This is a genomic window from Streptomyces saintjeani (assembly GCF_055409605.1).
In genome coordinates this window covers 26,604-50,940 of record NZ_CP189624.1, presented here as the reverse complement: position 1 = coordinate 50,940, position 24,337 = coordinate 26,604, and the positions used below count along the sequence as shown (strand labels likewise).

Sequence of the window (24,337 nt, the reverse complement as noted above, 5' to 3'; positions counted from 1 at the left end):
GAACCGAACGCGACTACGACCTGAGAGGGAGGGCACCGCTTTCCGGGGCGGGACCGGCCGGGGAAAAGGCGAAGGGCCCGCCTCCTCGGCGGAGGCGGGCCGGGGGGTGAGGGAATGTCAGCCGACGGTGTAGGTGTAGGGGATGCCGGTCAGGACGGAGCCGGTGCGTTCGGTGAAGGCGGGCGTGTACGTCTCGGCGTACAGCGTGCCGCGGACCACCGTTCCGGCCGGCTCGGTCGGCTTGAGCGTGGCCTTGAGGGTCACGGTGTCGCCCGCCGCGACGAACACGGGGGTGACCGTGGAGCCGGGGAGCCAGAGGTCACCGGTGGTCGATGTGACGGCCGGGTCGAAGGACTCGGTGCGGGCCGTGAGCGTGACGTGACCGGTGCCCTGGGGAGCCGGGGCGGTGCCGAAGGGGCCGGCCGGGGTGAGCTCGGTGTACCAGTCGCCGGGCGTGACCTCGGCGGCGGACAGCGAGGCGGTCACGGTGTCGCCGGAGCGCGCGAAGCCGACGAGGTCCGGGGCGACCGTGGTGTGGGCCGTCTCCAGGTCGACGGGGGAGTCGGCGGTGCCGACGGCGGTGAGCGCCCTGGTGTGCCGGGGCACCCGCCAGTTCGCCGGGTCGGGGAACGGCAGTCGCGCGGTGGCGGAGCCGCTCGTCGGGGTCAGCGCGAGGTCGGTGTCCGTGGCGAGCCGGGGATCGAGGAACAGGTACCGCCCGGCGGGCCCGGTGTTCCGCACCCGTACCGTCACCTCCCGCGCCGTGCCGCGCGCAAGCTTCTGCGCCTGGTCGCCCGGCAGACCGGAGGCCGTGATGTCGACGCTGTCGTAGCGGACGTGCCCGGTGACCCGGTCGGTGAAGTCCTTGCCGCTGACCGGGTTCGGCAGCACGACGAGCAGCCGCCAGCGCCCGGCGGCGGGCGCGTCGGCGGTGAGGCTCGCGGCGGTCGTGTGCGTCGTGCCGTCCGTGCCGGTCAGGTTGGTGTCGGAGGCTGCGATCTGGCCCTCGGGGTCGACGAGGTAGTAGGCGAGCGTGGTGTCCGGGTCCTGCGCGGCGAGGTCGACGCTCAGATTCCGGTGGCCCGCCGGGACGTCCAGGTCGTAGCCGAGGACCTGCCCGAAGACCCGCCCCACACCTCCGGTGACGGTCGCGGTGAACGTGTCGCCGAGGAGGGTCCGCCGGGCGAGGGGCACGGACAGGTGGGTGCCGTCGGCCGCGTCGAACTGGAGGGACGCGGGAGCGTCACCGGCCTCGGCGGGCAGGGGCACATGGACGCCGAAGTCGGCGGTGGCGCCCGGCGCGACGGTCCGGGTGACCTCGGGGACCCCGGCGGAGACGAACCCGTGCCCGGTGAACCGCAGGCGCACCGGCCCCCGGTAGGAGCCGGGCTCGATCGGCGGGTCGGCGAGATGGGCGCGCCCGTTGTTCCAGACGACCTTCGCCGTCCAGGTCCCGGCGACGGGGTGGTGGACGTCGACGTGCTGGTGGTTCGTGTAGCTGCCGTACCCGTCGTAGTCGTACGACATCTGCGTGAGCCGGCCCTCGGGGTCCACCAGGAACAGGGCCAGCGTGCCGGAGTCTCCGGTGCCGGGCCAGACCATCCGGGCGTCGAGCAGCGGGGTCCCGGACGGGACGTCGAAGGTGACCGCCGGTGCGGCCAGGGCGCCTTCGGGGGCGCCGGTGTCCTGGGGGTCGCCGACCGTGGTGGTGCGGTCGGTGCGGAACGTCTCGGCGCCGACCGCGCGCGAGGTCATCGTGACCTGGCGGGGCCGGCTGCCGGTGTTGGTGAGGGAGAGCGTGGTGTCGTGGGCGGTGCCGGGCGCGCCGGTGACGTCCACCTGGCTCGCGGAGGGCAGGAGCCCGCCGTCGCCCTGCGCGGCCCGTACGGCGGCCTCGGTGTCGAGGAGCCCCGCGCCCTGTTCGTCGGCGGGGGAGTCCAGGTCGGTCGCGGTGCCGGTGAGGATGCGCTTGACCAGCGCGGGCGCCGGGCGCGTGCCGCCGTGGGCGTGCTCGTACGCCTCGATCACCAGGGCCGCGGCGCCCGCGACGAAGGGGGCCGCCTGGCTGGTGCCGCCCCAGACGAGGGTGTCGCCGGTGCAGCCCGTGTAGTGCGGGTCGACCGTGCACGGCGCCATGCCGGCCTGCGCGGGGGCGACCAGGTCGACGAGCTTGCCGCCCTGCGTGGTGCCGCCCGAGGAGAGGGCGGCGATGTCGTTGCTGGTGTACTTCGGGTAGCCGTACGCCTGGGCGACCAGCCGGAAGGAGTTGGTGCCGCCGACGGAGATCGTGGCGGGGTCACTGGCGGGGGCGCCGATCGTGCCGGAGGTCCCGGAGTCGCCGCTGCCGTGGACGACGGTCACCCCGGCGGCGACGGCGGCGCGGATCGCGAGGCGCAGCGGGTCGTCGGGGGTGTCGGGGAGCGCGCCGTAGTCGGTGGAGACGTTGATGACGTCGGCCTTCTCGTTCCACACGGCGTCGTCGATGGCGCGGGCCATCTGAGAGAGCCAGCCGCCCGAGTGCTCGCCCCACACCTTCAGGGCCACCAGGTCGGCGTCCGGGGCGAACCCCCGGATGCGGAACGCGCACCCCTTCGGGAGCCCGGAGTACGGGAGCTGCGTCGCCAGGTCGTAGGTGCGGGCGCCCTGCGCGGCGATGGCCCCGGCGTCGCCGAACGCCTCGCCGCCGTCGGTGTGGTCGGCGGTGCCGTCGCCGGTGAAGTCCCGGACGGCGGAGATGACATGGCTGCCGTCCGGGCGGACGAACTCGGGGTTGCCGACGTCGACGCCCTCGCTGAAGAACGCGACCTTCACGCCCTTGCCGGTCGCCAGGCGCTGCGCCGAGTCGGCCTTGGTGAGGTGCAGCGCCTCGGGCTCGACGAGAGGCGTGGCGGGGTCCGCCGGGCACAGTCCGGACGCCGGGGTGGCCGTGGGGGAGGCGGAGGCGGCGTTCACGGTGCGGTGGGGTGCGGGGATCCAGCGGTCCGGGACGACGGCGGCGACAGCGGGGTCCGCCGCGAGCCGGGAGCGTTCGGCGGGAGAGACGGTCGCGGCGACGGCGTTGACCGTGTCCAGGCGCTGGAGGTGCGTCGCGCCGCTGCCTCGGAGGGCGTGGACCAGGGGGAGTTGGTCATGGTCCAGGGCGTGCGCGCGCTGGGTGGCCCTGGCGCGCGGGAGGAGGCTCGGGTGCTGGTCACGCATCACGACGACGACGCGCTGGGTGGGGGTGGCGGAGGCGGGCGTGGGGGGTGTCTCGCCGGCTGCCGTGAGGCAGGACAGGACGGCGGCCACGACGGCGCCGACGGCGAGTGCTCTTTTCGTGCTCACCGGACGATCGTTGATCGGAAAGCCGACTCCAGCCCCATCAGAACGTCAGTTTTCGACAAAGAGATGAGCAGGAGGAAGACAGACGGCCGTGTCCCGCCCGGCGTGTAGGCGAGACCGGCCGCGGATGATGTATGTCACCTACGCCCGCGCCGGGTTCACCGAGGCCGGGTGCGACGGCGATCATGTCGTCCTCGAAGCAGATCCCGCCCGACTACCTCACGGTGGAGGTGCTGTGACCACAGCAGCCGCGACCCGCGCCTGGCTCCCCCTCGGCGAGGCCGCCCCGGACCGTCCCCGCCTGTTCTGCTACCCCAACGCGGGCGCCGGAGCAGCCGCGTTCGCCCCCTGGCGCGACCTCGCCCTCCCAGGCGTGGACATCTGCCCCCTCCAGCCGCCGGGCCGCGCCGAGCGCTACCGGCACAAACCCCACACCCGGCTCGACGCGCTCCTCGACGACCTGATGGAGAGCCTGGACGGCCAGTTCGAGGGCACCTACGCCCTGTACGGCCACAGCCTCGGCGCCCTCGTCGTCCACGAACTCGCCCGCCGCCTGCGCGCCGAGGGCGCCACCGAACCCGTCCACCTCTTCGTCTCCGGCCGCGCCGCCCCCCACCTGCCCGACGTCCGCCCCACCCTCCACGCCCTGCCCACCCCCGAACTCGTCCCGCACCTGCGGGAGATCGGCGGCACCCCCGAGTCCGTCCTCGGCGAACCCGACCTCCTGGACGTCTTCCTGCCCACCCTGCGCGCCGACTTCGAGGTCAACGAGACCTACCGGTACGTCCCCGAGGCCGCCCTCACCACCCCGCTCACCGTCTTCGGCGCCACCCACGACCCGCGCGCCGACGAACACGAACTGCGCGCCTGGTCCGGCCTGACCGAGGCCGAGTTCCGCCTGCGGATCTTCGACGGCGGCCACTTCTTCATCACCCCCCACGCCCAGGCCCTCGTCACCGAGATGACCGGCGCCCTGCGCACCTGAAGGGCCGACCAGGACCTCGGCACCGTCACCGGCGAGGTCTCCGGTACGCTCCGAGCCGACGCCGGGCCGTGGATCTCCGCAGCACCGGGGGACGACGGCCAGGCGCCCGGGGACGGGCCGCCGGCCGTGCCGGAGGAACAGGGCACGCGCGCGCCGCGTGCCGCGGACACGTCGGAGAGGTAGGGCCTGCCATGCGCGTGGGCGTATTCGGCGCCGGCTACATCGGTCTGGTGACCGGTGCCTGCCTGGCCGCGCTGGGGCACCGGGTCGTCGTACGGGACATCGTCCCCGAGCGCGTCGACCTGCTGAACGCGGGCCGGATCCCCATCTACGAACCCGGACTCGAGGACCTGATCCGCGAGAATCGTGACCGGCTGACGTTCACCCTGGACGCCGCCGACGCCCTGGACGGGGCCGACGTCGCCTACATCTGCGTCGACACCCCGCCCACCGCCTCCGGCGACGCCGACCTCTCCCGCGTCTGGTCCGTCGTCGCCGACATCGAGGACGCCGCGCACCTCAAGGCCGTCGTCCTCAAGTCGACCGTGCCCGTCGGCACCGGCGAGAAGGTCCGCCGCGCCCTCGACGCGGCCGGCCTCGCGCACGTCGGCTACGCCGCCAACCCCGAGTTCACCGCCGAGGGACGCGCCGTCGAGGACTTCCTGCGTCCCGACCGGGTGGTCGTCGGCTCCGACGACGAGGCCACCGCACGGCTCGTCGCCGACCTCCACCAGGGCGTCGAAGGCCCCGTCGAGATCATGACCGTGCCCTCCGCCGAGATGGTCAAACTCGCCGCCAACGCCCTCCTCGCCACGAAGATCACGTTCATCAACGAGATCGCCGCCGTCTGCGAGAAGACCGGCGCCGACGTCGTCGAGGTCGCCCGCGCCGTCGGCATGGACCACCGCCTCGGCCCGCACTTCCTGAACGCGGGCCTCGGATACGGCGGTTCCTGCTTCCCCAAGGACTCCCGCGCCCTGCGCGCCATGGCCTCCAACAGCGGCTACCCCTTCCAACTGCTGTCGGCCGTCATCGAGGTCAACGACCTCCAGCCCCGCCGCGCCGTCCAGCGGATCAAGCAGGAACTCGGCGGCCTCGAAGGACGCCGTATCGCCCTGCTCGGCCTCACCTTCAAGCCCGACACCGACGACATGCGCGAGGCCCCCTCCGCCGTCATCGCCGCCCGCCTCCTCGCCGAGGGCTGCGAGGTCACCGGCTGGGACCCCATGGCCCGTCTCCCCTCGGACGACCCCTGGACCCGCGTCCGCCGCGCCAAGACGATCGCCGAGGCCGCCGAGGACTGCGACGCCCTGATCGTCGTCACCGAATGGTCCGACCTCCAGGACACGGACTGGGCGGAGGTCGCCGGAACGATGCGCGGCAGCCTCCTGTACGACGGCCGCAACGCCCTCGACCGCGACCGCCTGAGCGGCCTCGGCCTGACCTGCATGGGAGTGGGCCGGGCCACGACCCGGCCGTGAGCGGCCGTACGGGTGGCGTGCCGCCGCTGTCACCGGGACGTGCCTGCATCGGCCCGGGCCCGCGTGAACCACTCCACGGTCCGCTTCAGACCGTCGGACAGGGCGACGCGCGGCTCCCAGTCGAGCAGGGCGCGCGCCCGCGCGATGTCCGGCCTGCGGCGCCGGGGGTCGTCTGGGTGCGGCGCGATGTACGTCAGCGGGGAGCGGCTGCCGGTGATCTCCACGATCAGCTCGGCGAGTCCGAGGACGGTGATCTCGTTCGGGTTGCCCAGGTTCACCGGGCCCGCCTCCCCGCTGTCCAGCAGCGCCACCAGCCCGTCGACCGTGTCGTCCACGTAGCACAGCGACCGCGTCTGCCGCCCGTCGCTCATCACCGGCAGCGGCTCACCGCGCAACGCCTGCGTGATGAAGGTCGGGACGACCCGCCCGTCGTCGGCGCGCATGAACGGGCCGTAGGAGTTGAAGATGCGGGCGATGCCCGTGTCCACCCCGAACTCCCCCCGGAACGCGACCGCCATCGCCTCCGAGAACCGCTTCGACTCGTCGTACACGGCACGCGGCCCGACCGGGTTCACGTTCCCCCAGTACTCCTCGGTCTGCGGATGGACCAGGGGATCGCCGTACACCTCGGACGTGGACGCCAGCAGGAAACGCGCGCCCTTCGCGCGGGCCAGCTCCAGCATGTTGTACGTGCCGTGGCCGCCGGCGCGCAGCGTGGCGACGGGCAGGCTGAAGTAGTCGACGGGGGACGCCGCGCACGCCAGATGCGCCACGGCCGACACCGGCCCGTCGATCGTCAGCGGCTCGGTGACGTCCGCCTCGACGAACCGGAACCGGGGATGCCCGGCCAGGTCGGCGACGTTCGCCGGACGGCCCGTGCACAGGTTGTCGACGCACACCACCTCGCGGCCCGCGCCGAGCAGGACACGGCACAGGTGGGAACCGAGGAACCCGGCGCCGCCGGTCACCACGACCCGTCCGGGCCCGGGCGAGGCGCCCGTCGGTCGAGCAACGTCGCTCATGGCCAACTCCTTTGTCCGGTGGGAAGCCCGCCGCCCCGAACCCCAGGACGGACAGGGCGGGCACGGCGACGTCGACGGTCAGCGGAGGTGTGCAGGCGCAGGCGGCCGGGGTCCCTGATGCCGACGCGGTCGCAGGGGCGTGCCGCAGCGTCCCTGTCGTGCGTGGTGATCACCACTGTCACACCCCCGTGCGTGCGGCGCCGTCAGCTTGTCGCACACGAACAGCACGAACAGCACGGACGGCTCGTGCATCTGCGCGCGGGCGGTCGTCACCCGCTGCTGGCCGCCCGACAGCTGACCGGCCTTCGCCCCCGTCCGGGTCCGCGAGACCCATCTCCCCCCAGCGGACCGTCCGCCCGGCTCCGCCGCTCGGTGCGCGACAGACCGTGGTACAGGCCGTGCTTCAACAGATTCTGACCGATCGTCAAGCCCCGGTCCAGGTTGTGGCGCTGATCGACCACAGCCGGTCTGTGACGCGCCGTCACGCAGCATGTCCACCCCGCCCACCGGAACGCCGAACTCATCGGCGAGAGCCAGCTGTTGCCGGGCTCCGTCGGCACCCGCACGGCCTCGCGGAGGAGCACGGCAACGCGTCGAAGAACAGGCGATCATAGAGCGGTGGCCGACAACACCGAAGGACAGCTGACGGGCCGTGGCCCCGAACTCGCCGAACTCCAGGACGCCGTCGCGCACGGCAGGACCCTGCTCCTGCTCGGCGACCCCGGCACCGGCAAGACCCGGCTCCTGACGACCGTCACGGACCAGGCCCGCGAGCGCGGACACCTCGTCCTGACCGCGCGGGGCAGCGAGGCGGAGGCCCACCACTCCTTCGCCTCGCTGCACCAGCTCCTGCTGCCCCTCCTCACCCGCACGGCCACCCTCCCCGACCACCAACGCACCGCCCTGGACACGGCGTTGGGCACAGCCCTAACCGGCACCCCGGCCGACCCGATGCTCCTGCGCCTGGCGGTCCTGACACTCCTCACCGAAGCCGAAGCCGAAGCCGAAGCCGAAAGCACAGCCCAGCCCCGAGCCGAGCCCGACACCGACGCCAGAACCAAGTCCCCCCGCCCCGGACACCTCCTCCTCACCGCCGACGACCTCCAACTCTTCGACCGCGACTCCCTGGACGTCCTCGCCTTCGTCCTCCGCCGCACCACGATCCCCACCCTCCTCGCCGCCCGAGGCCAGACACCCCCCGACGGCGTCCCCACCGACCTCCGTACGACCCTCCTGGGCCCCCTCTCCGACGAGGCAGCGGCCGACCTCCTCGACGCCCAGCCCCACGCCCCCACCGGCAGAGCCCGCAGCGAACTCCTCGGTCAGGCCCAGGGCAACCCCCTCGCCCTCATCGAACTCTCCCGCGCGGCCCGGCAAGGCTTACTCCCCACCGGCGCCCTCCCTCAGACGGACCGCATCCAACGCCTGTACGCCGCGAGGCTCCCCGCCCTCCCCGACACCACCCGCCGCCTGCTCCTGTACGCGGCGGCCTCCCAGTACGAGGACCTCGTCACCGTCATGGAGGCAGCGGGCACCGGAGACGACCTCACCGCCTGGGCCCCGGCGGAGGACGCCGGCCTCGTGACGGTCGCCGACGGCCGCGTCCTCTTCCGCCACCCCCTGGCCCGCGCGGGCTGCTACCACGCCGCCCCCGCCCACCAGCGCCAGCAGGCCCACCGCGACCTCGCCGCAGCCCTCACCGACGACCCCTCCCGCCGAGCCTGGCACCTCGCCGCCGCCTGCCCCGGCCGCGACGAGTCCGTGGCCGCCGCCCTGGAGGACACCGCCCGCCTCGCCGAACGCTGCGGCGGCTTCCACGCGGCGGCCCGCGCCCTGCAACGCGCGGCCGAGTGCAGCCCCGCCCCCGCAGACCGGGCCCGCCGCTACGCCAAGGCCCTGCACGCCGCCACGAACGCCGCCGACCCCTCGTGGGTCCGGGAGCTGTACGACCAGGTCACCGCCCTCACCACCGACCGCGACGTCCTCTCCATGGCGGCCTGCGGCGTGGCGATGGCCCTCTCCCTGCACGGCCGCCAGCGGCAGGCGACCCAGATCCTCACCGACGCCCTCGCCCCCACCCCGCCCACCTCGGGCATGACGGTGTTCGCCCTGGCCAGCGTCCTCGGCGCGGTCGCCTACCAGTCGGGCCTGCCCGAACCCCGCGCCCCCCTCACCGCCCTCCTCGCGGGCGCCGGCGACCGGCACGGCGACACCCCGTACGCGGAACTGTCCAGCAACGGCAGCTGGGCCGCCGTACGCGCCACCACCCTCGCCGCCGCCGACCCCACCCACGCCCCCGACCTCCTGCGCGACATCCGCCGGGGCACGCCGGGCCGCGAACCGGCCGACCGGGTCGCCGACCTGACCTGGACCCTCGGCATCGGCGGCACCGCCTGGTACGCCGACGAGTCCGACCTGTGCGTGGAGACGTTCCGCCAGGTGTACGCCGGGCTCAGCGCGTACGGCGCGATGGGCCCCGCCGCCCCCACGCTCACCGCGATGGCGGGCGCCCTCATCGACACCGGCCGCTGGGCGGAGGCGGACGAGCACCTGGAACGCATCGCCGCCCTCGCGGCCGTCCACGCCCTGAAGTTCGTGCGGACCGACGTCGAGGCGCTGCGCGCGACGCTCCGCGCCCTGCGCGGCGTACCCGGCGGCACCGACCTGGCGTGGACGGCCGTCGACCTGGACGAGAACCGCGCCACCCACGCCCGCCTCCTGCGCGCGGAGGGCGTCGCCGCGACGGTGGCCGGCGACCACGAGGCCGCGTACCGGCACTTCCGTAGCCTCTTCGGCGAGGACGGCACGCCGCTGCACTACTTCCTGTCGCCGCGTGCGGTCGCCGACCTCGCCGCAGCCGCCCACCGCACCGGACGCCAGGAGGAGACGGCGCCGGTCGTCGAGGCCGTACGCATCGCCCTGGGCCCCCGCCCCACGACCCGGACGATGCTGCTCCTGCACCATGCCGCCGCCCTCACCGGTCCCGCGCGGGACGCCGAGCACCACTTCCGGCTCGCCACCGTCAACCCGGCCGCCGACCAGTGGCCGCCGGCCCGCGCCCAGGCGAGGCTCCACTACGCGCAGTGGCTGCGCAGACGCCGCCGCCCCCTCGACGCCCGCCCCCTGCTGGCGGTGGCGCTGGAGACGTTCACCCGGCTCGGCGCGGCCGGGCTCGCCGAGGAGGCGCGGGTGGAGCTGCGGGCCAGCGGAGTCGGTACGACGCCGGTCCGCAGCGACCCGCTGGCCGAACTCACCGCCCAGCAGCGCGAGATCGTCCGGCTCGCGGCGAAGGGGCTGCGCAACCGGGAGATCGCGGAACGGCTCATGGTCTCGCCGCGCACCGTCAGTTCCCACCTGTACCAGGTGTATCCGAAACTGGGGGTGAGCAGCCGCAACCAGCTCCGGGACCTCGTCGAGGACTCGTGAGACCCTGGCACGCCGCAAGGAGGCGCGTGAACCCGGACCGTGTAGTCCTCGACCCCCTTGTCCGACGGCTCGTCGACGCCTCGGCCGGCCCGCCCTACCTGCACCGCATCGGCCCCGTCGACGGCCGCCAGGCCCTGCTGGAGATGCAGGGCCACCCGGACGACGACCTCGACGCCGAGTTCCGCGTCGCCCCCGTCGGCCCCTCCGGGCTCGTCGGCTTCTGGCTCTTCCGCCCCCGCCGGGCGTCCGGCCCCCTCCCGGTCGTCGTCTACCTCCACGGCGGCCGGTGGATGCTGGGCGACGCCCGCACCCACGCCCGCATCGTCGGCGAACTCGCCGACCTCAGCGGCGCCGCCCTCGTCGTCCCCGAGTACACCCGCACCCCGGAGGCCCGCTACCCGGTCGCCCTGGAGGAGGCGTACGCCACCCTCACCTGGATCGCCGGCCAGGCGGACACCCTGGGCCTGGACGGCAGCCGGCTCGCCGTCGCCGGGGACTGCGCGGGCGCGACCCTGGCGACCGCCCTCGCCATGACGGCCAAGCGGCGCGGCGGCCCCCGTATCCGCGCCCAGCTCCTGTACTGCCCGCTGACCGACCCCGACAGCGACACCGAGTCCGCGCAGCGGTTCGCGTCCGGCTACGTCCTCACCCGCGAGGCGGTCGCCTGGTACTGGCAGGAGTACGCCGACGACCCCGACGCCCTCACCGAACCCACCGCCGCCCCCCTGCGCGCCACCGAACAGGACCTCGCGGGACTTCCGCCCGCGCTGGTCGTCTCCGCCGAGGCCGACGTCGTGCGCGACGAGGGCGAGCAGTACGCGGGCCTGCTGCGCCGCGCGGGCGTCCCCGTGACCGCCGTGCGCTACCTGGGGACCGTGCACGACTTCGTCTCCCTGAACTCCCTGCGCGACAGCCCGCCCACCCGGGCCGCGATCGGACAGGGAGCCCGGTTCCTCGCGTCGGCGCTGGGACAGTCAACTTACTGATGCGCCGGGGCAGGGACGCCTGCCAGGCTGACGGGGCAGGCCGATCCGCCGCCGGAGAAGCCTGCGCCCACCCCGCTCGAACAACACGGAGACACTCATGCCCGATGCCGTGGACCCGGTGCTGGAACCCGCCGCCCGTGCCTTCGCGGAAGCTACCGCCAACCCGCCGTACCTCTTCGACCTGCCCCCGGCCGAGGGCCGCAAGGCCGTCGACGACGTCCAGTCCGGCGAGATCGACAAACCCGACGTCGACGAGGAGTGGGTGACCGTCCCCGGCGGCCCCACCGGCAGCGTCCGCGCCCGCATCGTCAAGCCCGCCGGCAGCGAGGGCACCCTCCCGGTCATCGTGTACATCCACGGCGCCGGCTGGGTCTTCGGCAACGCCCACACCCACGACCGGCTCGTGCGCGAACTCGCCGTCGGCGCGGGCGCTGCGGTCGTCTTCCCCGAGTACGACCTCTCGCCCGAGGCCCGCTACCCGGTCGCCGTCGAGCAGAACTACGCCGTCGCGCGGTGGGTCGTCGAACAGGGCGCCGGACACGGCCTGGACGCCACGCGGATCGCCGTCGCCGGGGACTCCGTCGGCGGCAACATGACCGCCGCGCTCACGCTGCTCGCCAAGGAGCGCGGGGACGTCCCGCTGGTCCAGCAGGTGCTGTTCTACCCGGTGACCGACGCCGCCTTCGACACCCCCTCGTACCACCGGTTCGCCACCGGCTACTTCCTGCGCCGCGACGGCATGCGGTGGTTCTGGGACCAGTACACCGCCGACGAGGCCGACCGCGCCCGGATCACCGCGTCCCCGCTGCGCGCCACCACCGAGCAGCTCACCGGACTGCCGCCCGCCCTGGTCATCACGGCCGAGGCCGACGTCCTGCGGGACGAGGGCGAGGCGTACGCCGCGAAGCTCCGCGAGGCAGGGGTTCCGGTCACCGCCGTACGGTTTCAGGGCATCATCCACGACTTCGTGATGCTGAACGCCCTGCGCGGCACCCAGGCCGCCGAGGCCGCCATCACACTGGCGACGGACACCCTGCGCACCGCCCTCCACTCCTGAGGAGAACACTCGTATGTCCACTCCCACCGTCGTCCTCGTCCACGGTGCCTTCGCCGACGCGGCGAGCTGGTCCGGCGTCGTCGCCGAACTCACCGGCCAGGGAATCGCGGTGACCGCCCCGCCCAACCCCCTGCGCGGTCTCGCGTCCGACGCCGCGTACATCGCGTCCGTCGTCGGGCAGATCGACGGCCCGGTCGTCCTCGTCGGCCACTCCTACGGCGGCGCGGTCATCACCGTCGCGGGCGCCGCCGAGAACGTCGTCGGCCTCGTCTACGTCGCCGCGTACACCCCCGAGGAGGGCGAGAGCCTCGGCGGACTCCAGGGCCGCTACCCGCTGTCGCCGCTGGTGAGCAACCTGCGCGAAGGGTCGTACCCGACCGGGGACGGGACCACCGCGACCGAGGTCACCATCAAGGCCGAGGCGTTCCCGGAGATCTTCGCCGCCGACGTCCCGGCCGCGACGACGTCGGTCCTCGCCGTGTCCCAACGCCCGCTGGCCGCCGCCGTGTTCGGGGAGACGGCGAGCACCGCCGCCTGGCACACGAAGCCCTCCTGGGCGATCGTCGCCGCCGCCGACCAGGCCATCAACCCCGACGTCCAGCGCTTCGGCGCGGAACGCGCGGGCGCGAAGGTGACGGAACTCGCCGGCGCGTCCCACGCGGTCGCGGTGTCGCGGCCGAAGGAGGTCGCGGACGTGATCCGCGAGGCGGTCCAGGCGACTGGCTGAGCCACTGATCGGCTGAGCCACTTGGCCACTGACGGTGGTCAATTGGCTCAGCCACTCAGCCACTCAGCCACTCAGCCGGTGGCGGTGGCGGTGGCCAATTGGCTGAGCCACCTTGCCTGCACCACCCCCGGTCACCCCACCACCCTCGGCCGCACCACAAGTTCGTTCACATCCACCCCCTCCGGCTGCCCCACGGCGTACGCGACCGCCTCCGCGACCGCCGCCGCCGGCATCGCCACCGCCCGGTACGCCCGCATCGCCTCCCGCGCGACCGGATCCGAGATCCCGTCGGCAAGCTCGGACTCGGTCACACCGGGGGAGACCAACGTGACCCGCACACCCCCGGCCACCTCCTGCCGCAACCCCTCGGAGATCGCACGGACCGCGAACTTCGTCGCGCAGTACACGGCGGCGGTCGCAGACACCTCGTACGCGCCGACGGACGCGACGTTCACGAAGTGCCCCCCGCCCTGCTCCCGCATCACCGGCAGCGCGGCGGCGATCCCGTGCAGCACCCCGCGCACGTTGACGTCGATCATCCGGTCCCACTCCTCGACCCGCAGCGCCTCCAGCGGCGACAGCGGCATCACCCCCGCGTTGTTGACGACGACGTCGACACGGCCGTACCGCGCACGAGCGGCATCGACGAACCCCCGCACGTCCTCCAGGGACGTCACATCGAGCCGCCGGTACGCGGCCCCGATCTCCTTGCCCAGCGTTTCGAGCCGGTCGACGCGCCGCGCGCCGAGGAACACCCGGTGCCCGTCGGCGGCGAGCCGGCGCGCGGTCGCCTCCCCGATCCCGCTGCTGGCTCCGGTGACCAGTACGACCTTCATGTCCGCAACTCCTGTCCGGTGGGGTACGGCAGCGAGTCTGAGCGGCGTGAACAGGGCGGACCAGGACGGCCGTTGCCTGGGTACGCCACACCCGGGCACGGCCTCGCGCGACCGCCTAGCCTGGACGCATGACCGGCAACCACCTGGGGGAGTTCCTCCGCGCGCGCAGAGCCGCTCTCGGCCCCGGCGACGTCGGCATGGCGAGCCACGGTGTCCGCAGGGTCGCGGGGCTGCGCCGTGAGGAGGTCGCCGTCCTGGCCGGGATGAACGCGGACTACTACACGCGCCTCGAACAGGGCCGAGAACGCCGCCCCTCACCGCAGGTCGTCGAGGCGCTCGGCAGCGCCCTGCACCTCGCCCCCGAGGCCCGCACCCACCTGCACCGCCTCGCCGGAACCACCCCGAACACCCTCACGCCGACCACGGACCGGGTCAGCCCCTCCCTGCGCCGCCTGCTGGACGCCCACCTGGACACCCCGGCGTTCGTCGTCAACCGCACGCTGGACATCCTCGCGGCGAACGCCCTGACCAGGGCCCTCTATTCACCTTTCGAGCGCCTGGACAACCTGGCCCGCATGACGTTCCTCGACCCGGCGGGCCGGTACGTCAACACGCGCTGGGAGAGCACGGCCGTATCCGTCGTCGGCCACCTCCGCGAGGCGGCCGGACCCGACCCGGACAACCCGCGCCTGCGCGAACTGGTCGCCGCCCTCGGCGAGGACTTCGCCCGCTTGTGGAACACCCACACCGTGCACGGCAAGACGTCCGACACGAAACACCTCCGCCACCCGGACGTCGGCCCCCTCACCCTGACCTACCAGGCGTTCGACGTCCGCGAGGCTCCCGGCCAGCAACTCGTCGTCTACCAGGCCGGACCCGACAGCCTCAGCGCCCTGCGACGGCTTCGACCAGCCTCCTGATGTCCGCGAGGTCCGCCTCGAACTCGGCGGTCAGGTCCAGCGGCAGGTCCAGCCAGGGCGCGAGCCTGCTGTGCGCGGGGAGTTCACCCTCCGGGAGCTGACCGCGCCGCCCGCGGGGGTCGACGCTGCCGGGGGAGAAGCGGCCGGACGCCTCCGACGCCGCGAACCCGATGACGAACGTGCTGACCAGCCGCTCCAGGCGAGGCACCGCCGGCTCCGGGACCCCGGCCTCGATGAGGGCCGCGTAGACGAGGTCCACCGCGCGCACGGCGTCCGGGGTGACGGCGGGGCGGGAGAAGAGGAGCTGCGCGGCCCACGGGTGACGCCGGGTCACCTCGCGGACGGCGCGCGCGAGGACGGCGAGCCGCTCGTCCCAGGGCCGCTCCTCGGCGGCACCCGGCGGCAGCGCGACCAGCAGCCGCCCGAGCATGCCGTCCAGCAGCGCCGCCTTGTCCTTGACGTGCCGGTACAACGCCATCGGCGTCACCCCGACCCGGTCGGCCAGCGCCCGCATCGACACCGCTTCCAGTCCGCGCTCGTCGGCGATCGCCAGCGCCGCGTCCAGGATCTCTTCCCGCCTGCCACTCATGGGTCTACAGTGTAGACGTATACGCCGTATACATCCCCTGGAGGCAGACATGCTCACGGTGACAGGACTCGTGAAGTCCTACGGCCCCCGCCGCGCGCTCGACGGCTTCGACCTGACCGTCGCCCCCGGCGAGATCGTCGGCCTGATCGGCCACAACGGCGCGGGCAAGACGACGTTCGTCGAAACCGTCACCGGCCTGATCGAGCCCGACGAGGGCCACCTCCGCATCGGCCCGCACGACACCCCGCGCGCCGCACGCCATCTGCTCGGCGTCGCACCCCAGGAACTCGCCCTGTACGGCACCGTCAGCGCCCGCGAGAACGTACGGCTCTGCGCCGGACTCACCGGCCTGCACGGACGCCACCGGGACGCCGAGATCACCCGCGTCCTGGAGGAACTCCACCTCACGGACCTGGCCGACCGCCCCACCGGCACCCTCTCCGGCGGCCAGCGCCGCCGAGTCCAGGCCGCCACCGCCATGGTCGGCTCACCCCCGCTCCTGCTGCTGGACGAGCCGACGGCGGGCGCCGACCCGGAGACCCGTACGGCACTCCTGGACGCGGTCAAGGCCCGCGCCGCCGCCGGTGCCGCCGTCGTCTACACGACCCACTACCTCCCCGAACTCGTCGACCTGAACGCCACGTTGGCCCTCGCCCGCGAAGGCCGCGTCATCGCCCGGGGCACTCAGGAGGCTCTCACCCGCGACCTCCCCGGCGAACTGCGCGTCACCTTCGCCACCGGCCCCGACCACCGCGCCCCCACGAAGACCCCCGCCGCCGACCTCGCCGCCCTCCTCGCCACCGGCCGCACCCCCGTCACCGTCGACGTCCGCCGCCCGAGCCTCGACGACCTCTACCACTCCCTGGAAGCGACCGCCCGATGACCCGCCTCGCCGTCCTCGTCCGCCACAACACCCTCCTGATGCTCCGCGAACCCGGCCCCCTCCTCAGCCGGATGATCCTCCCCCTGGTCTTCCTCACCCTGCTCCGCCCGCTCTACGCCGCCGCGCAAGGCCCCCGAGCGGGCACCGAACAGGCCGTCATCAGCACCCTCGTCACCTTCTCCCTCCTCGCCCTCAGCATCTCCGGCAGCGCCATCCTCACCGAACGCCTCGCCCGCACCTGGGACCGCCTGCGCAGCACCCCCCTGAGCCCCGCCGAACTCCTGGCGGGCAAATCCCTCCCGGTCCTGGCCGCACTCCTGACTCAACAGCTCCTGATCATCGCCGCGGGCGCCTGGTTCTTCGCCCTCCGCATCCCCCACCCCGCCCTCCTCCTGGCCGTCCTGTGCACCTGGAGCTGCACCCTCCTGTCCCTGGGCGCCCTCCTCGGCGTCCTGGCCCGCACGATGAGCGAACTCTCGGCGGCCTACGACATCGGCGGCATGCTCCTCAGCAGCGTGGGCGGCGCCTTCGTCCCCCTCTCGTCCCTCCCCGCCTGGATCGCGACGATCGCCCCCGCGTCCCCCGGCTACTGGGCGGCCCACGGCCTGCGCGCCGCCCTCTCCGGCGACCCCGGCACGGTCCTCACGACCTGCGCGGTCCTCCTCGCCATGACGACGGCGTTCGGCACCCTCGCCTCGCTACGACTCCGGGGCCGCAGCGGGCGGCTGGTGGCCCTATAGGGTCACGCGCATGGGGGAACGGATCAACTGGGCGGCACTGGAACACAACTACGGGACCGCCGAGGACATACCGGAACTCCTGCGCCGATGCGCGGCTCCGCCTGGCCCGCGCACTACCCGGCCCGCACCCTCAACCACCCGCACCTGGACCGCTGGCGGGGGAGAGAGGCCGAAGCGACGGCCGACCCCCGGGCCCGCCAGGACTACGAGGACGACCTCGCCGCAGGCGTGATCACCCCGCGTCCGGTCTGGGCGGGCGAGGCCGTCGACCTCATCACCGACCTGCCGTCCGCCGAGGAGCTGGTCACCAGGATGGCCACGGAGGCACAGGAGACCCTGGACCGCTTCTGACCACTTTCCGCATGTTTCACGTGAAACAACGTCAACTGCGGCCTTCCAGCCGGTAAGAGCGCTACCGTGCGGGTCCACCCCCACCCGCACCCAGGACTCCCCATGCGCCGCCGAACCCTCCTCGCCACGGCCCTGGTAGCCGCAGGCGCCCTCGCCGCGAGCCCCCGCGAGAACCCCGCCCACACCGACATCCTCTTCATCGGCGCCCACCCCGACGACGAGGCCCAGAACCTCTCCACGTTCGGCCAATGGCGAGAACTCCACGGCCTCACCACCTCCATCCTCACGGTCACCCGAGGAGAGGGCGGCGGAAACGCGACGGGCCCGCAGGAGGGCGCGGAACTGGGCCTGCTCAGGGAGACCGAGGAGCGCACGGCAACCGCGTACGCGGGCATCGAGAACGTCTACTACCTCGACAAACCCGACTTCTGGTACACGCTCTCGGCCCCCCTGACCGCACGGATCTGGAACGAACAGGACACCCTCCGAAGCATCGTCCACCTGATCCGCAGAACCACCCCCCACACCGTCGTCACGATGGACCCCCGCCCCTTCGGCCAGCACGGCGCGCACCAGCTCTCCGCCCGCCTGGCCATCGAGGCGTTCTGGAAGGCGGCCGACCCGACAGCGTTCCGGCACCTCACCCCCTGGCAACCCCGCCGCCTCCTCGCCCAGAACGCCAACTTCCAGCACCTCCTGGGCCCGGACGCCCCGAAAACCCGCCGCACCGACCCCGACACCGGCCTCCCCGTGATCGGCGTCTGGTCCGGCACCCCCTCCCGCGCACACCGCACGACCTGGGCCCAGGCCGAACGCGACGCGTCCCGCGCCTACCGCACCCAGGGCTGGGTCGCCCTCCCGCAGGAGGTCCCCGCACACCTCGACTCCGACTGGTTCACCGTGCTCGCCGAAGACACCCACCCGGTCGAGGCACCGGTCCACGACCAACCCGAACTCCGCCCCCGGTACGCCGAGTTCCGCGACTGGACCCACCGCATCGGCCTCCCGTGGCTGGCCAACAACGCCCAACCCGCCTACCCGCCCCGCCCGACGACAACGATCCCCGCAGCCACCCGCCCCCCGACCCTGACCGGCAGAGAAGCCGAATACCCCGGCCCCGAACTCCCCCTCACCCACTGGCAGGGCGACACCGCCACCGCACAGGACTGCTCGGCAACCGCCAGACTCACCCGCCACGCCGACGACCTGTACGTCCTGATCCGGGTCCAGGACGACAGACAGAGCGCGGCCCTGGAAGAGACCGACGTCAAACGCCACTGGCGCACCGACTCCGTGGAGATCGCCATCGACCCCCGAGGCGACGCCGACGACACCTCGACCACCTTCAAAACCGGCATCGTTCCCCGCACCACCCCCCACGGACACCCGGCAGCCGAACGGGACGCCGACAACCACCAGGGCCCAGCCCCGCTCCAGGTCGCCGCACACCCCACGCCCCAGGGCTACACGATCGAGGCGAAGATCCCCCTCACCGACCTCCCCGCACCCCCCGATCCCGACCGCTTCGCCCTCAACATCCTCGTCTACGACTCCGACACGACCGACCGCACCGGCCAGACCCGCCTGGCCTGGTCCCCGTACGGCAGCCCCCAGGCCGACCCGTACGTCTGGGGAACGGCCCGCCTGACCGGCTACACCCCGCCTCCGATGCCACGGACACCCCCACACATCCCCACGGAGGCCGCCCGCAGCACGGATTCCCCGGCGTCCCTGGCGCAGTCCCGCCGCACAGGAGTCCCGCTCCCGAAACGCTAGTTGGGCGCCCCGGCCGGCACCCGGGGCAACGGCTCCAGCCGGACCGAGGCGGGATCGGCGAGGTACGAGGTCACGAACTCGGCGGCATCACGCCGCCGTTCGTCGCCCTGCCCCAGCTCCACGGCCAACCGCCGCAGCACGGAACGCGCCTCGGTCCGGACGGAAGCGTGCAGCCCGCCCCCGTCAAGGACATGCAGGACGTGCTGGAGAACGGCCCAGTCGGCGGTGTGCTGCACGGCCGTACCCGCAGGCACATCCGCCGACACTGAGTCAGCACGCCCCCAGGTGGCCGACAGGATCGCGTCGAGAACGTCCGCCACCCCGGGCACCGAGACATCGGCCGCATGCTGCCAGGCCACCCGGTTCAGCCGGGCCGGATCCAACAACGCCTCCGTCACCAGCGTCACCGCGACCCGCACGGCAGTGAAGGGATCGAAGACCCGCCCGGCGGACGTGTCGTAGTACTGACTGCTCCGCTCGTACCGGATCGCGGGCGGCGTCAGCACACCCAACACGCTCTCGGGCAGGGCGAGTTCCTCGGCCCGCAGCAACCGGGCGAGCCGCCTCAACGCCTTCCGCTGAACCTCCGCCTCGACCACGACCGTCCCCACTCCACGGTCTCCGGCGACCCCGTACCCGTACCGCACCCCGCCGACGAGCCGCGCGACAGCGGTCACCTCGTGCCGGTGCAGCAGATGCAGCAGCACGGCCCGCTCCTCCAGTTCCCCCGTCTGCCGGTCGGGCGGCAGCACACCGCGCGAGAACCCGGCGAGCGCGATCCGCCGCACCCGCAGGATGTGCTCCAGCGCGGGAAGCGCGTCACCGGCGGTGACCCACGGAACCCCGTCGGCATGGGCGGCGTCCGGCCCGTGCCCGTCCTCGTCGGTGACGTACGCGAGATGCCTGAACTCCTCCCGCAGCTCGGCGAGTTGCGCGTCCGTCAGATCGCCGTACGCGTGCCGGACGAGGAAGTGGTCCCAGGTCCCGAGACCGGCCGCGTACGCGTCCCCCAGATCCAGGGTCCCGTCCGCGTTCACGCCGATCCGGGCGTGCGGATAGTCCATCACCGACGGGTGGAAGTGCGTCGTACTGGCGTAGTTGTGCATGAACCCGAGCGCGTGCCCGATCTCGTGCGCCGCGAGCTGCCGGATGCGCGCCAGCACCAACTCCTCGACGGCGGCGAGCCGTTCGGCCTCGTCGCGCTGCCCGTACGGCGCGAGCAGCGCCTCGCCGAGCGCCCGCACCTGCTCCACCCGCTGCGACCCGAGTCGCACCCGCGCGTGCAGCACCTCCCCGGTACGCGGATCGGTGAGCCCCTGCCCGAGCGACCACCCGCGTCCGGCCCGGTGCACCCACACGACGCCGTTCACCCCGGGCTCGTACGGATCGAAGTCCGCGCCCCCCGCCTCCACCCGGTACGCCTCGGGCAGCCCGATCGCGGCGAACCCCTCCCGCCACCAGTTCCCGCCCTCGACGACCGCCGACCGCAGCGGCTCCGGCACGGCGGGATCGACCTGGAACACGACCGCCGGAGCCCCGCCCCCCACCCGGAACCGGGGCTGGACCTTCACCTGCCGCCCACCGAGCCCGTGATCGACATAGCCGACGCCGTACCCGCCGGACGCGGGGTGATAACTCCGCGCAGGCATCGGCGACGAGGGCAGCGGTACGAGATTGAGCTGCTGTACGACGCTGAGCGCGCGCGGATCGGCGGCGACCGCGCGTACGGCCGCACCCCGGCCGGGCCCCCGGAACGTCAGCAGCGCCGGCAGCCGCACACCGCGCGGCGACGCGGACGCGGCCAGCGCGACGCTGGTCGGCTCGTCGAGGACGTACTCGCCCTGCCCGTGCTCGGCGAGATGCTCGGCGACCCGGTCGTGGTCGTACAGCGCGAGCCCCGTGGCATCGACGACGGCCAGCCCGCCCTCCTCCCGCAGCACCGGCCCGCTCCACACGACGGACAGCGCGAACGACTCCGCCCCGGCGCGCACGGCGGCGGCATCCCCCGTGCTCAGGAAATGCTTGTTCCGCACGGCGAACAGCACCCGCTCCCCGACCCGTCGGAACTCCACGAGCCGCGCCTTGCCCGCCCGCCCCCGGTCGAGCCACAGGTCGCTGGAGCCGAGGCCCTGCGAGAGGGAGACGGTCAGGAGGAACGGCTCGCCGAACCGGCGGATGCCCAGCAGGGGGCGCCCTTCGGGGTCCGGGACGAGGTCGAGGAAGCCGGGCATCGGCGGAACCTTTCATGGAGTGAGGGGGCCGTCTAACGCTTCTGTGGACTCATGGAGAACCCTCTCCCCCCAGGTATCCGCTTGTATCCGCATGAATACAGACCGACGATGAAGTGTATGAGCCCTCACCGGCAATCCACTCCGGACCCCCAGGAAACGGTCGACCTGCTGTCGGCGCTGATCCGCAACGCCTGCGTCAACGACGGCACCCCCACCCCGGAGTCCGGCGGCGAGGCACGCACCGCCGACACCCTCGCCGACTATTTCTCCGGCTCCGCCGTCGAGACCGAACGCGTCGAACCCGTCCCCGGCCGCGTCACCACCCTCTTCCGGGTCCCCGGCCACGACCCGAAGGCCCCCGCACTGACGCTGCTCGGCCACACCGACGTCGTCCCGGCCGATCCGCGCACCTGGACCCGGGACCCGTTCTCCGGCGAGGTCCGCGACGGCATCGTGTGGGGGAGGGGCGCGATCGACATGCTCAACCTCACCTCCGCGATGGCCGTCGTCACCAAGGCCGTCTCCCGTACGCCGCACCGGCTCGCCGGAGACCTGGTGTTCGCGGCCGTCGCCGACGAGGAGGCCGGCAGCCGCTACGGCGTCGGCTGGATCGCCGAGCACGCACCCGGCCTGCTGCCCTGGGACCACGCCCTCACCGAGAGCGCGGGCGCCCGCGTGGGACCTCGCGCGGTCACGGTCACCGTCGGCGAGAAGGGCGCCTTCCCGCGCCGCCTGCACATCCGGGGCAGTTCGGGACACGGTTCGATGCCCTGGGGCACCGACAACGCGGCCCTCCTCGCCGCCGAGGCCGCCCTCAGAGTGGCCCGCCACCGCACCCCGGCCCGCACCGACGAACGCTGGCACGACTTCGTCCACGCCACCGGCCTCCCCGCCGACGTCACGGCCGGACTCCTGAACCCCGACACGCTGGACGACCACCTCGTCCACCTCGGCGACAGCGCCCGCTTCGCACACGCCCTCACCCACCTCACCTTCGCGCCGACCGTCCTGAAATCCGGCGACAAGCTCAACGTCATCCCCTCCACGGCCGTCATCGAGGTCGACGTACGCTCCCTGCCGGACCAGGACGACGACGAGATCGACGCCGAACTCCGCACCGCCCTGGGCGACTTGGCCGACCGCGTCGAGATCGAGCGCCTGTCCCGCCGCACCGCCTCCGCGTCCCCCGAGGGCCGCCTGTACGAGGTGATGGGCGACGCGATCCGCCACCAGCTCCCCGACGCCGAGATACTCCCCACCCTCACCGCGGGCGGCACCGACGCCCGCTTCGTCCGCGACGCCGGGGGAGTGGCGTACGGCTTCGGCGTGTACGCGCCCGGCTGGGACGTCGGCAAGACCCGCAAACTCTTCCACGGCGACGACGAACACGTGGACGTCGAGAGCCTGCACCTCACGACCCGGGCGCTCGACGAGGTGGTCCGCGTCTTTCTGGGCGGAGCGTCATGAGGGGCGAGCTTCAGCGGCGCGGGCCGTCGAACGCGCCCGCACGGGAGGGGAGCTGACCCCTTTGACCTAGGCGTCGCGTCCCCCAACTCGCCGGCAGTACAAGGCCGGTGGTCATCCGCACGCTCCCACCGCGCCGTCCCCGCTCATCCGCCGAGCGCAGCCAACGCCCGCCGCGTGACATCCTCCGGCGCCGCCGCGATGACCCGCTCCAACGCCCCCAACGACGCCTGGAGTTCAGCGATCGACCCCGAGATCCGCTCCCGCTCCCGATGCAGATCGGCGACAAGATCCGAACACGTCGGCACCAACCCCTCCGGCGTATCCCGCAGACACGGCAGGATCGCGCCGATCGTCGCGGTACTGAGCCCGGCGGCGAGCAGCGAGCGGATGCGCCGGACGGTGTCGACATCGTCGTCCGCGTACTCCCGATATCCGCTGGGCCGCCGTGCCGGACACAGCAGCCCCTGCTCCTCGTAGTACCGCAGCAGCCGCTCGTGCACCTCGGTCCTGCGCGACAACTCCCCGATACGCACCGGCGGTTCCCCTTCGGCTTGACTCTCACACCGATGTCAGAGTCTAGCGTCGGGAGCGAACAAGACCGATGCCCTCCCGGAGGAGAACGCACCATGCGCGCAGTACGGATCGACCACCACGGCGGCCCCGAAGTCCTCACCGTCCGCGAGATCCCCGACCCGGTACCGGCCCCCGGCGAGGTCCTGATCCGGACCGCCGCGAGCAGCCTCAACCCGGTCGACTGGAAGACCCGGGCGCAGGACATCGGCCCCGCCCTCCCCGCCACCCTCGGCTGGGACCTCTCCGGCACGGTCGTCACCGCGAACGACGCCCCCTTCGAACCCGGTGACCAGGTCGTCGCGATGTCCGCCCAGATCGCCACAGCCCGCGGCACCTGGTCCGAACTGGTCGCCCTGCCGGCCCACTTGCTCACCCACGCCCCCGCGACGGTCCCCCTCACGGACGCCGCCGCCCTCCCGCTGGCCGGCGTCACCGCTGTCCAGGCCCTCGACAAGACGGCCCTGACGGAAGGCGCCCGCCTCCTCGTCATCGGCGCCACCGGAGCCGTGGGCGGCCTGGCCGTCCAGCTCGCCCGCCACGCCGGCGCCGAGGCCGACGCCCTGGTCTCCCGCCCCGCGCACCACGAGGAGGCCCGCGCCCTGGGCGCCGTACACGTCACCCACACCCTCACCGACCTGACCCCGGCGACGTACGACGCGATCCTCGACACCGCCGGCCTGGACGCAGGCCACCTCCTGGCCCCCGGCGGCCGGTACGTCTCGATCGCCGACGAACCCCTCCCCGAGGTCCCCGGCGCGATGAAGAGCTACGTCCAGGAGAACGCGGCCCACCTCGCCCACCTGGTAGCCCTGATCGACAAGGGCGACCTGCGCCTGCGCATCGCCGCCCGCCACCCGCTCGACCAAGTCCGCGCCGCGCACGAGCAGTTCGAGGCCGGGGGAGTCCTCGGCAAGATCCTCCTCACGTTCTGAGGACCCCTCACGCCGACTCCCGGCGCACCTCCCG

At 73.4% G+C, this 24,337-nt stretch carries 19 protein-coding genes; 13 read left to right on the top strand and 6 right to left on the bottom strand.

Going from position 1 to position 24,337, the window contains the following annotated elements; genetic code table 11:
* Positions 1 to 117: 117 nt before the first annotated feature.
* Positions 118 to 3,324 (bottom strand): S8 family peptidase, encoded by a 3,207-nt coding sequence (locus ACQCO7_RS00210; protein ID WP_464069795.1) that lies wholly within the window; start codon positions 3,322 to 3,324, stop codon positions 118 to 120.
* Positions 3,325 to 3,556: 232 nt separating this feature from the next.
* Here ACQCO7_RS00210 and ACQCO7_RS00205 point away from each other — a divergent pair, with 232 nt between their 5' ends.
* Together ACQCO7_RS00205 and ACQCO7_RS00200 are read left to right on the top strand one after the other, a co-directional pair.
* Positions 3,557 to 4,306: a thioesterase II family protein gene (locus tag ACQCO7_RS00205; RefSeq protein WP_464069794.1), complete on the top strand. Its 750-nt coding sequence runs from the start codon at positions 3,557 to 3,559 to the stop codon at positions 4,304 to 4,306.
* 191 nt (positions 4,307 to 4,497) lie between these two features.
* Positions 4,498 to 5,787: a UDP-glucose dehydrogenase family protein gene (locus ACQCO7_RS00200; protein WP_464069793.1), complete on the top strand. Its 1,290-nt coding sequence runs from the start codon at positions 4,498 to 4,500 to the stop codon at positions 5,785 to 5,787.
* Positions 5,788 to 5,816: 29 nt separating this feature from the next.
* On the opposite strand, the gene ACQCO7_RS00195 is transcribed toward ACQCO7_RS00200, so the two are convergent.
* Positions 5,817 to 6,809, bottom strand: coding sequence for an NAD-dependent epimerase/dehydratase family protein (locus ACQCO7_RS00195; RefSeq protein ID WP_464069792.1), 993 nt, complete (start codon positions 6,807 to 6,809; stop codon positions 5,817 to 5,819).
* Between the two features lie 618 nt (positions 6,810 to 7,427).
* On the opposite strand from ACQCO7_RS00195, the gene ACQCO7_RS00190 reads away from it, so the two are divergent.
* The 4 genes from ACQCO7_RS00190 (at position 7,428) to ACQCO7_RS00175 (ending at position 13,005) form a co-directional block, all read left to right on the top strand.
* On the top strand, positions 7,428 to 10,235 hold the full coding sequence (locus ACQCO7_RS00190; RefSeq protein ID WP_464069791.1) for an AAA family ATPase: 2,808 nt from the start codon (positions 7,428 to 7,430) through the stop codon (positions 10,233 to 10,235).
* 26 nt (positions 10,236 to 10,261) lie between these two features.
* The gene (locus tag ACQCO7_RS00185) at positions 10,262 to 11,221 is read left to right on the top strand and encodes an alpha/beta hydrolase (RefSeq protein ID WP_464069790.1); all 960 of its coding nucleotides are present in this window, start codon (positions 10,262 to 10,264) and stop codon (positions 11,219 to 11,221) included.
* Positions 11,222 to 11,318: 97 nt separating this feature from the next.
* The gene (locus ACQCO7_RS00180; RefSeq protein WP_464069789.1) at positions 11,319 to 12,278 is read left to right on the top strand and encodes an alpha/beta hydrolase; all 960 of its coding nucleotides are present in this window, start codon (positions 11,319 to 11,321) and stop codon (positions 12,276 to 12,278) included.
* Positions 12,279 to 12,291: 13 nt separating this feature from the next.
* Complete coding sequence (locus tag ACQCO7_RS00175) at positions 12,292 to 13,005, top strand: alpha/beta fold hydrolase (RefSeq protein ID WP_464069788.1); 714 nt, start codon at positions 12,292 to 12,294, stop codon at positions 13,003 to 13,005.
* 131 nt (positions 13,006 to 13,136) lie between these two features.
* Here the strand turns inward: ACQCO7_RS00175 and ACQCO7_RS00170 are convergent, their stop codons facing one another.
* The gene (locus ACQCO7_RS00170; protein ID WP_464069787.1) at positions 13,137 to 13,841 is read right to left on the bottom strand and encodes an SDR family oxidoreductase; all 705 of its coding nucleotides are present in this window, start codon (positions 13,839 to 13,841) and stop codon (positions 13,137 to 13,139) included.
* Between the two features lie 128 nt (positions 13,842 to 13,969).
* Here ACQCO7_RS00170 and ACQCO7_RS00165 point away from each other — a divergent pair, with 128 nt between their 5' ends.
* Positions 13,970 to 14,761 (top strand): helix-turn-helix transcriptional regulator, encoded by a 792-nt coding sequence (locus ACQCO7_RS00165; protein WP_464069786.1) that lies wholly within the window; start codon positions 13,970 to 13,972, stop codon positions 14,759 to 14,761.
* On the opposite strand, the gene ACQCO7_RS00160 is transcribed toward ACQCO7_RS00165, so the two are convergent.
* Positions 14,727 to 15,350 carry a TetR/AcrR family transcriptional regulator gene (locus ACQCO7_RS00160; protein ID WP_464069785.1) on the bottom strand — a complete coding sequence of 208 codons (624 nt, stop codon included), beginning with the start codon at positions 15,348 to 15,350 and terminating at the stop codon, positions 14,727 to 14,729. The genes ACQCO7_RS00165 and ACQCO7_RS00160 overlap by 35 nt on opposite strands.
* A gap of 49 nt (positions 15,351 to 15,399) precedes the next feature.
* Here ACQCO7_RS00160 and ACQCO7_RS00155 point away from each other — a divergent pair, with 49 nt between their 5' ends.
* From ACQCO7_RS00155 to ACQCO7_RS00140, 4 genes are all read left to right on the top strand, one after another.
* Positions 15,400 to 16,233 carry an ABC transporter ATP-binding protein gene (locus ACQCO7_RS00155; RefSeq protein WP_464069784.1) on the top strand — a complete coding sequence of 278 codons (834 nt, stop codon included), beginning with the start codon at positions 15,400 to 15,402 and terminating at the stop codon, positions 16,231 to 16,233.
* Complete coding sequence (locus ACQCO7_RS00150) at positions 16,230 to 16,973, top strand: ABC transporter permease (RefSeq protein WP_464069783.1); 744 nt, start codon at positions 16,230 to 16,232, stop codon at positions 16,971 to 16,973. Before ACQCO7_RS00155 ends, ACQCO7_RS00150 begins: the two co-directional genes overlap by 4 nt.
* Before the next feature lie 87 nt (positions 16,974 to 17,060).
* Positions 17,061 to 17,324: a hypothetical protein gene (locus tag ACQCO7_RS00145; RefSeq protein ID WP_464069782.1), complete on the top strand. Its 264-nt coding sequence runs from the start codon at positions 17,061 to 17,063 to the stop codon at positions 17,322 to 17,324.
* A gap of 102 nt (positions 17,325 to 17,426) precedes the next feature.
* Positions 17,427 to 19,100, top strand: coding sequence for a sugar-binding protein (locus ACQCO7_RS00140; protein WP_464069781.1), 1,674 nt, complete (start codon positions 17,427 to 17,429; stop codon positions 19,098 to 19,100).
* Here the strand turns inward: ACQCO7_RS00140 and ACQCO7_RS00135 are convergent.
* Positions 19,097 to 21,331 carry a zinc-dependent metalloprotease gene (locus ACQCO7_RS00135; protein ID WP_464069780.1) on the bottom strand — a complete coding sequence of 745 codons (2,235 nt, stop codon included), beginning with the start codon at positions 21,329 to 21,331 and terminating at the stop codon, positions 19,097 to 19,099. The genes ACQCO7_RS00140 and ACQCO7_RS00135 overlap by 4 nt on opposite strands.
* A 117-nt stretch (positions 21,332 to 21,448) precedes the next feature.
* Here ACQCO7_RS00135 and ACQCO7_RS00130 point away from each other — a divergent pair, with 117 nt between their 5' ends.
* Complete coding sequence (locus ACQCO7_RS00130; RefSeq protein ID WP_464069779.1) at positions 21,449 to 22,798, top strand: M20/M25/M40 family metallo-hydrolase; 1,350 nt, start codon at positions 21,449 to 21,451, stop codon at positions 22,796 to 22,798.
* A gap of 143 nt (positions 22,799 to 22,941) precedes the next feature.
* Here the strand turns inward: ACQCO7_RS00130 and ACQCO7_RS00125 are convergent, their stop codons facing one another.
* Positions 22,942 to 23,331 (bottom strand): MerR family transcriptional regulator, encoded by a 390-nt coding sequence (locus ACQCO7_RS00125; protein ID WP_464069778.1) that lies wholly within the window; start codon positions 23,329 to 23,331, stop codon positions 22,942 to 22,944.
* A 93-nt stretch (positions 23,332 to 23,424) separates the two neighbouring features.
* Here ACQCO7_RS00125 and ACQCO7_RS00120 point away from each other — a divergent pair, with 93 nt between their 5' ends.
* Positions 23,425 to 24,303, top strand: coding sequence for an NADP-dependent oxidoreductase (locus tag ACQCO7_RS00120; RefSeq protein ID WP_464069777.1), 879 nt, complete (start codon positions 23,425 to 23,427; stop codon positions 24,301 to 24,303).
* The last annotated feature ends 34 nt before the right edge of the window (positions 24,304 to 24,337 follow it).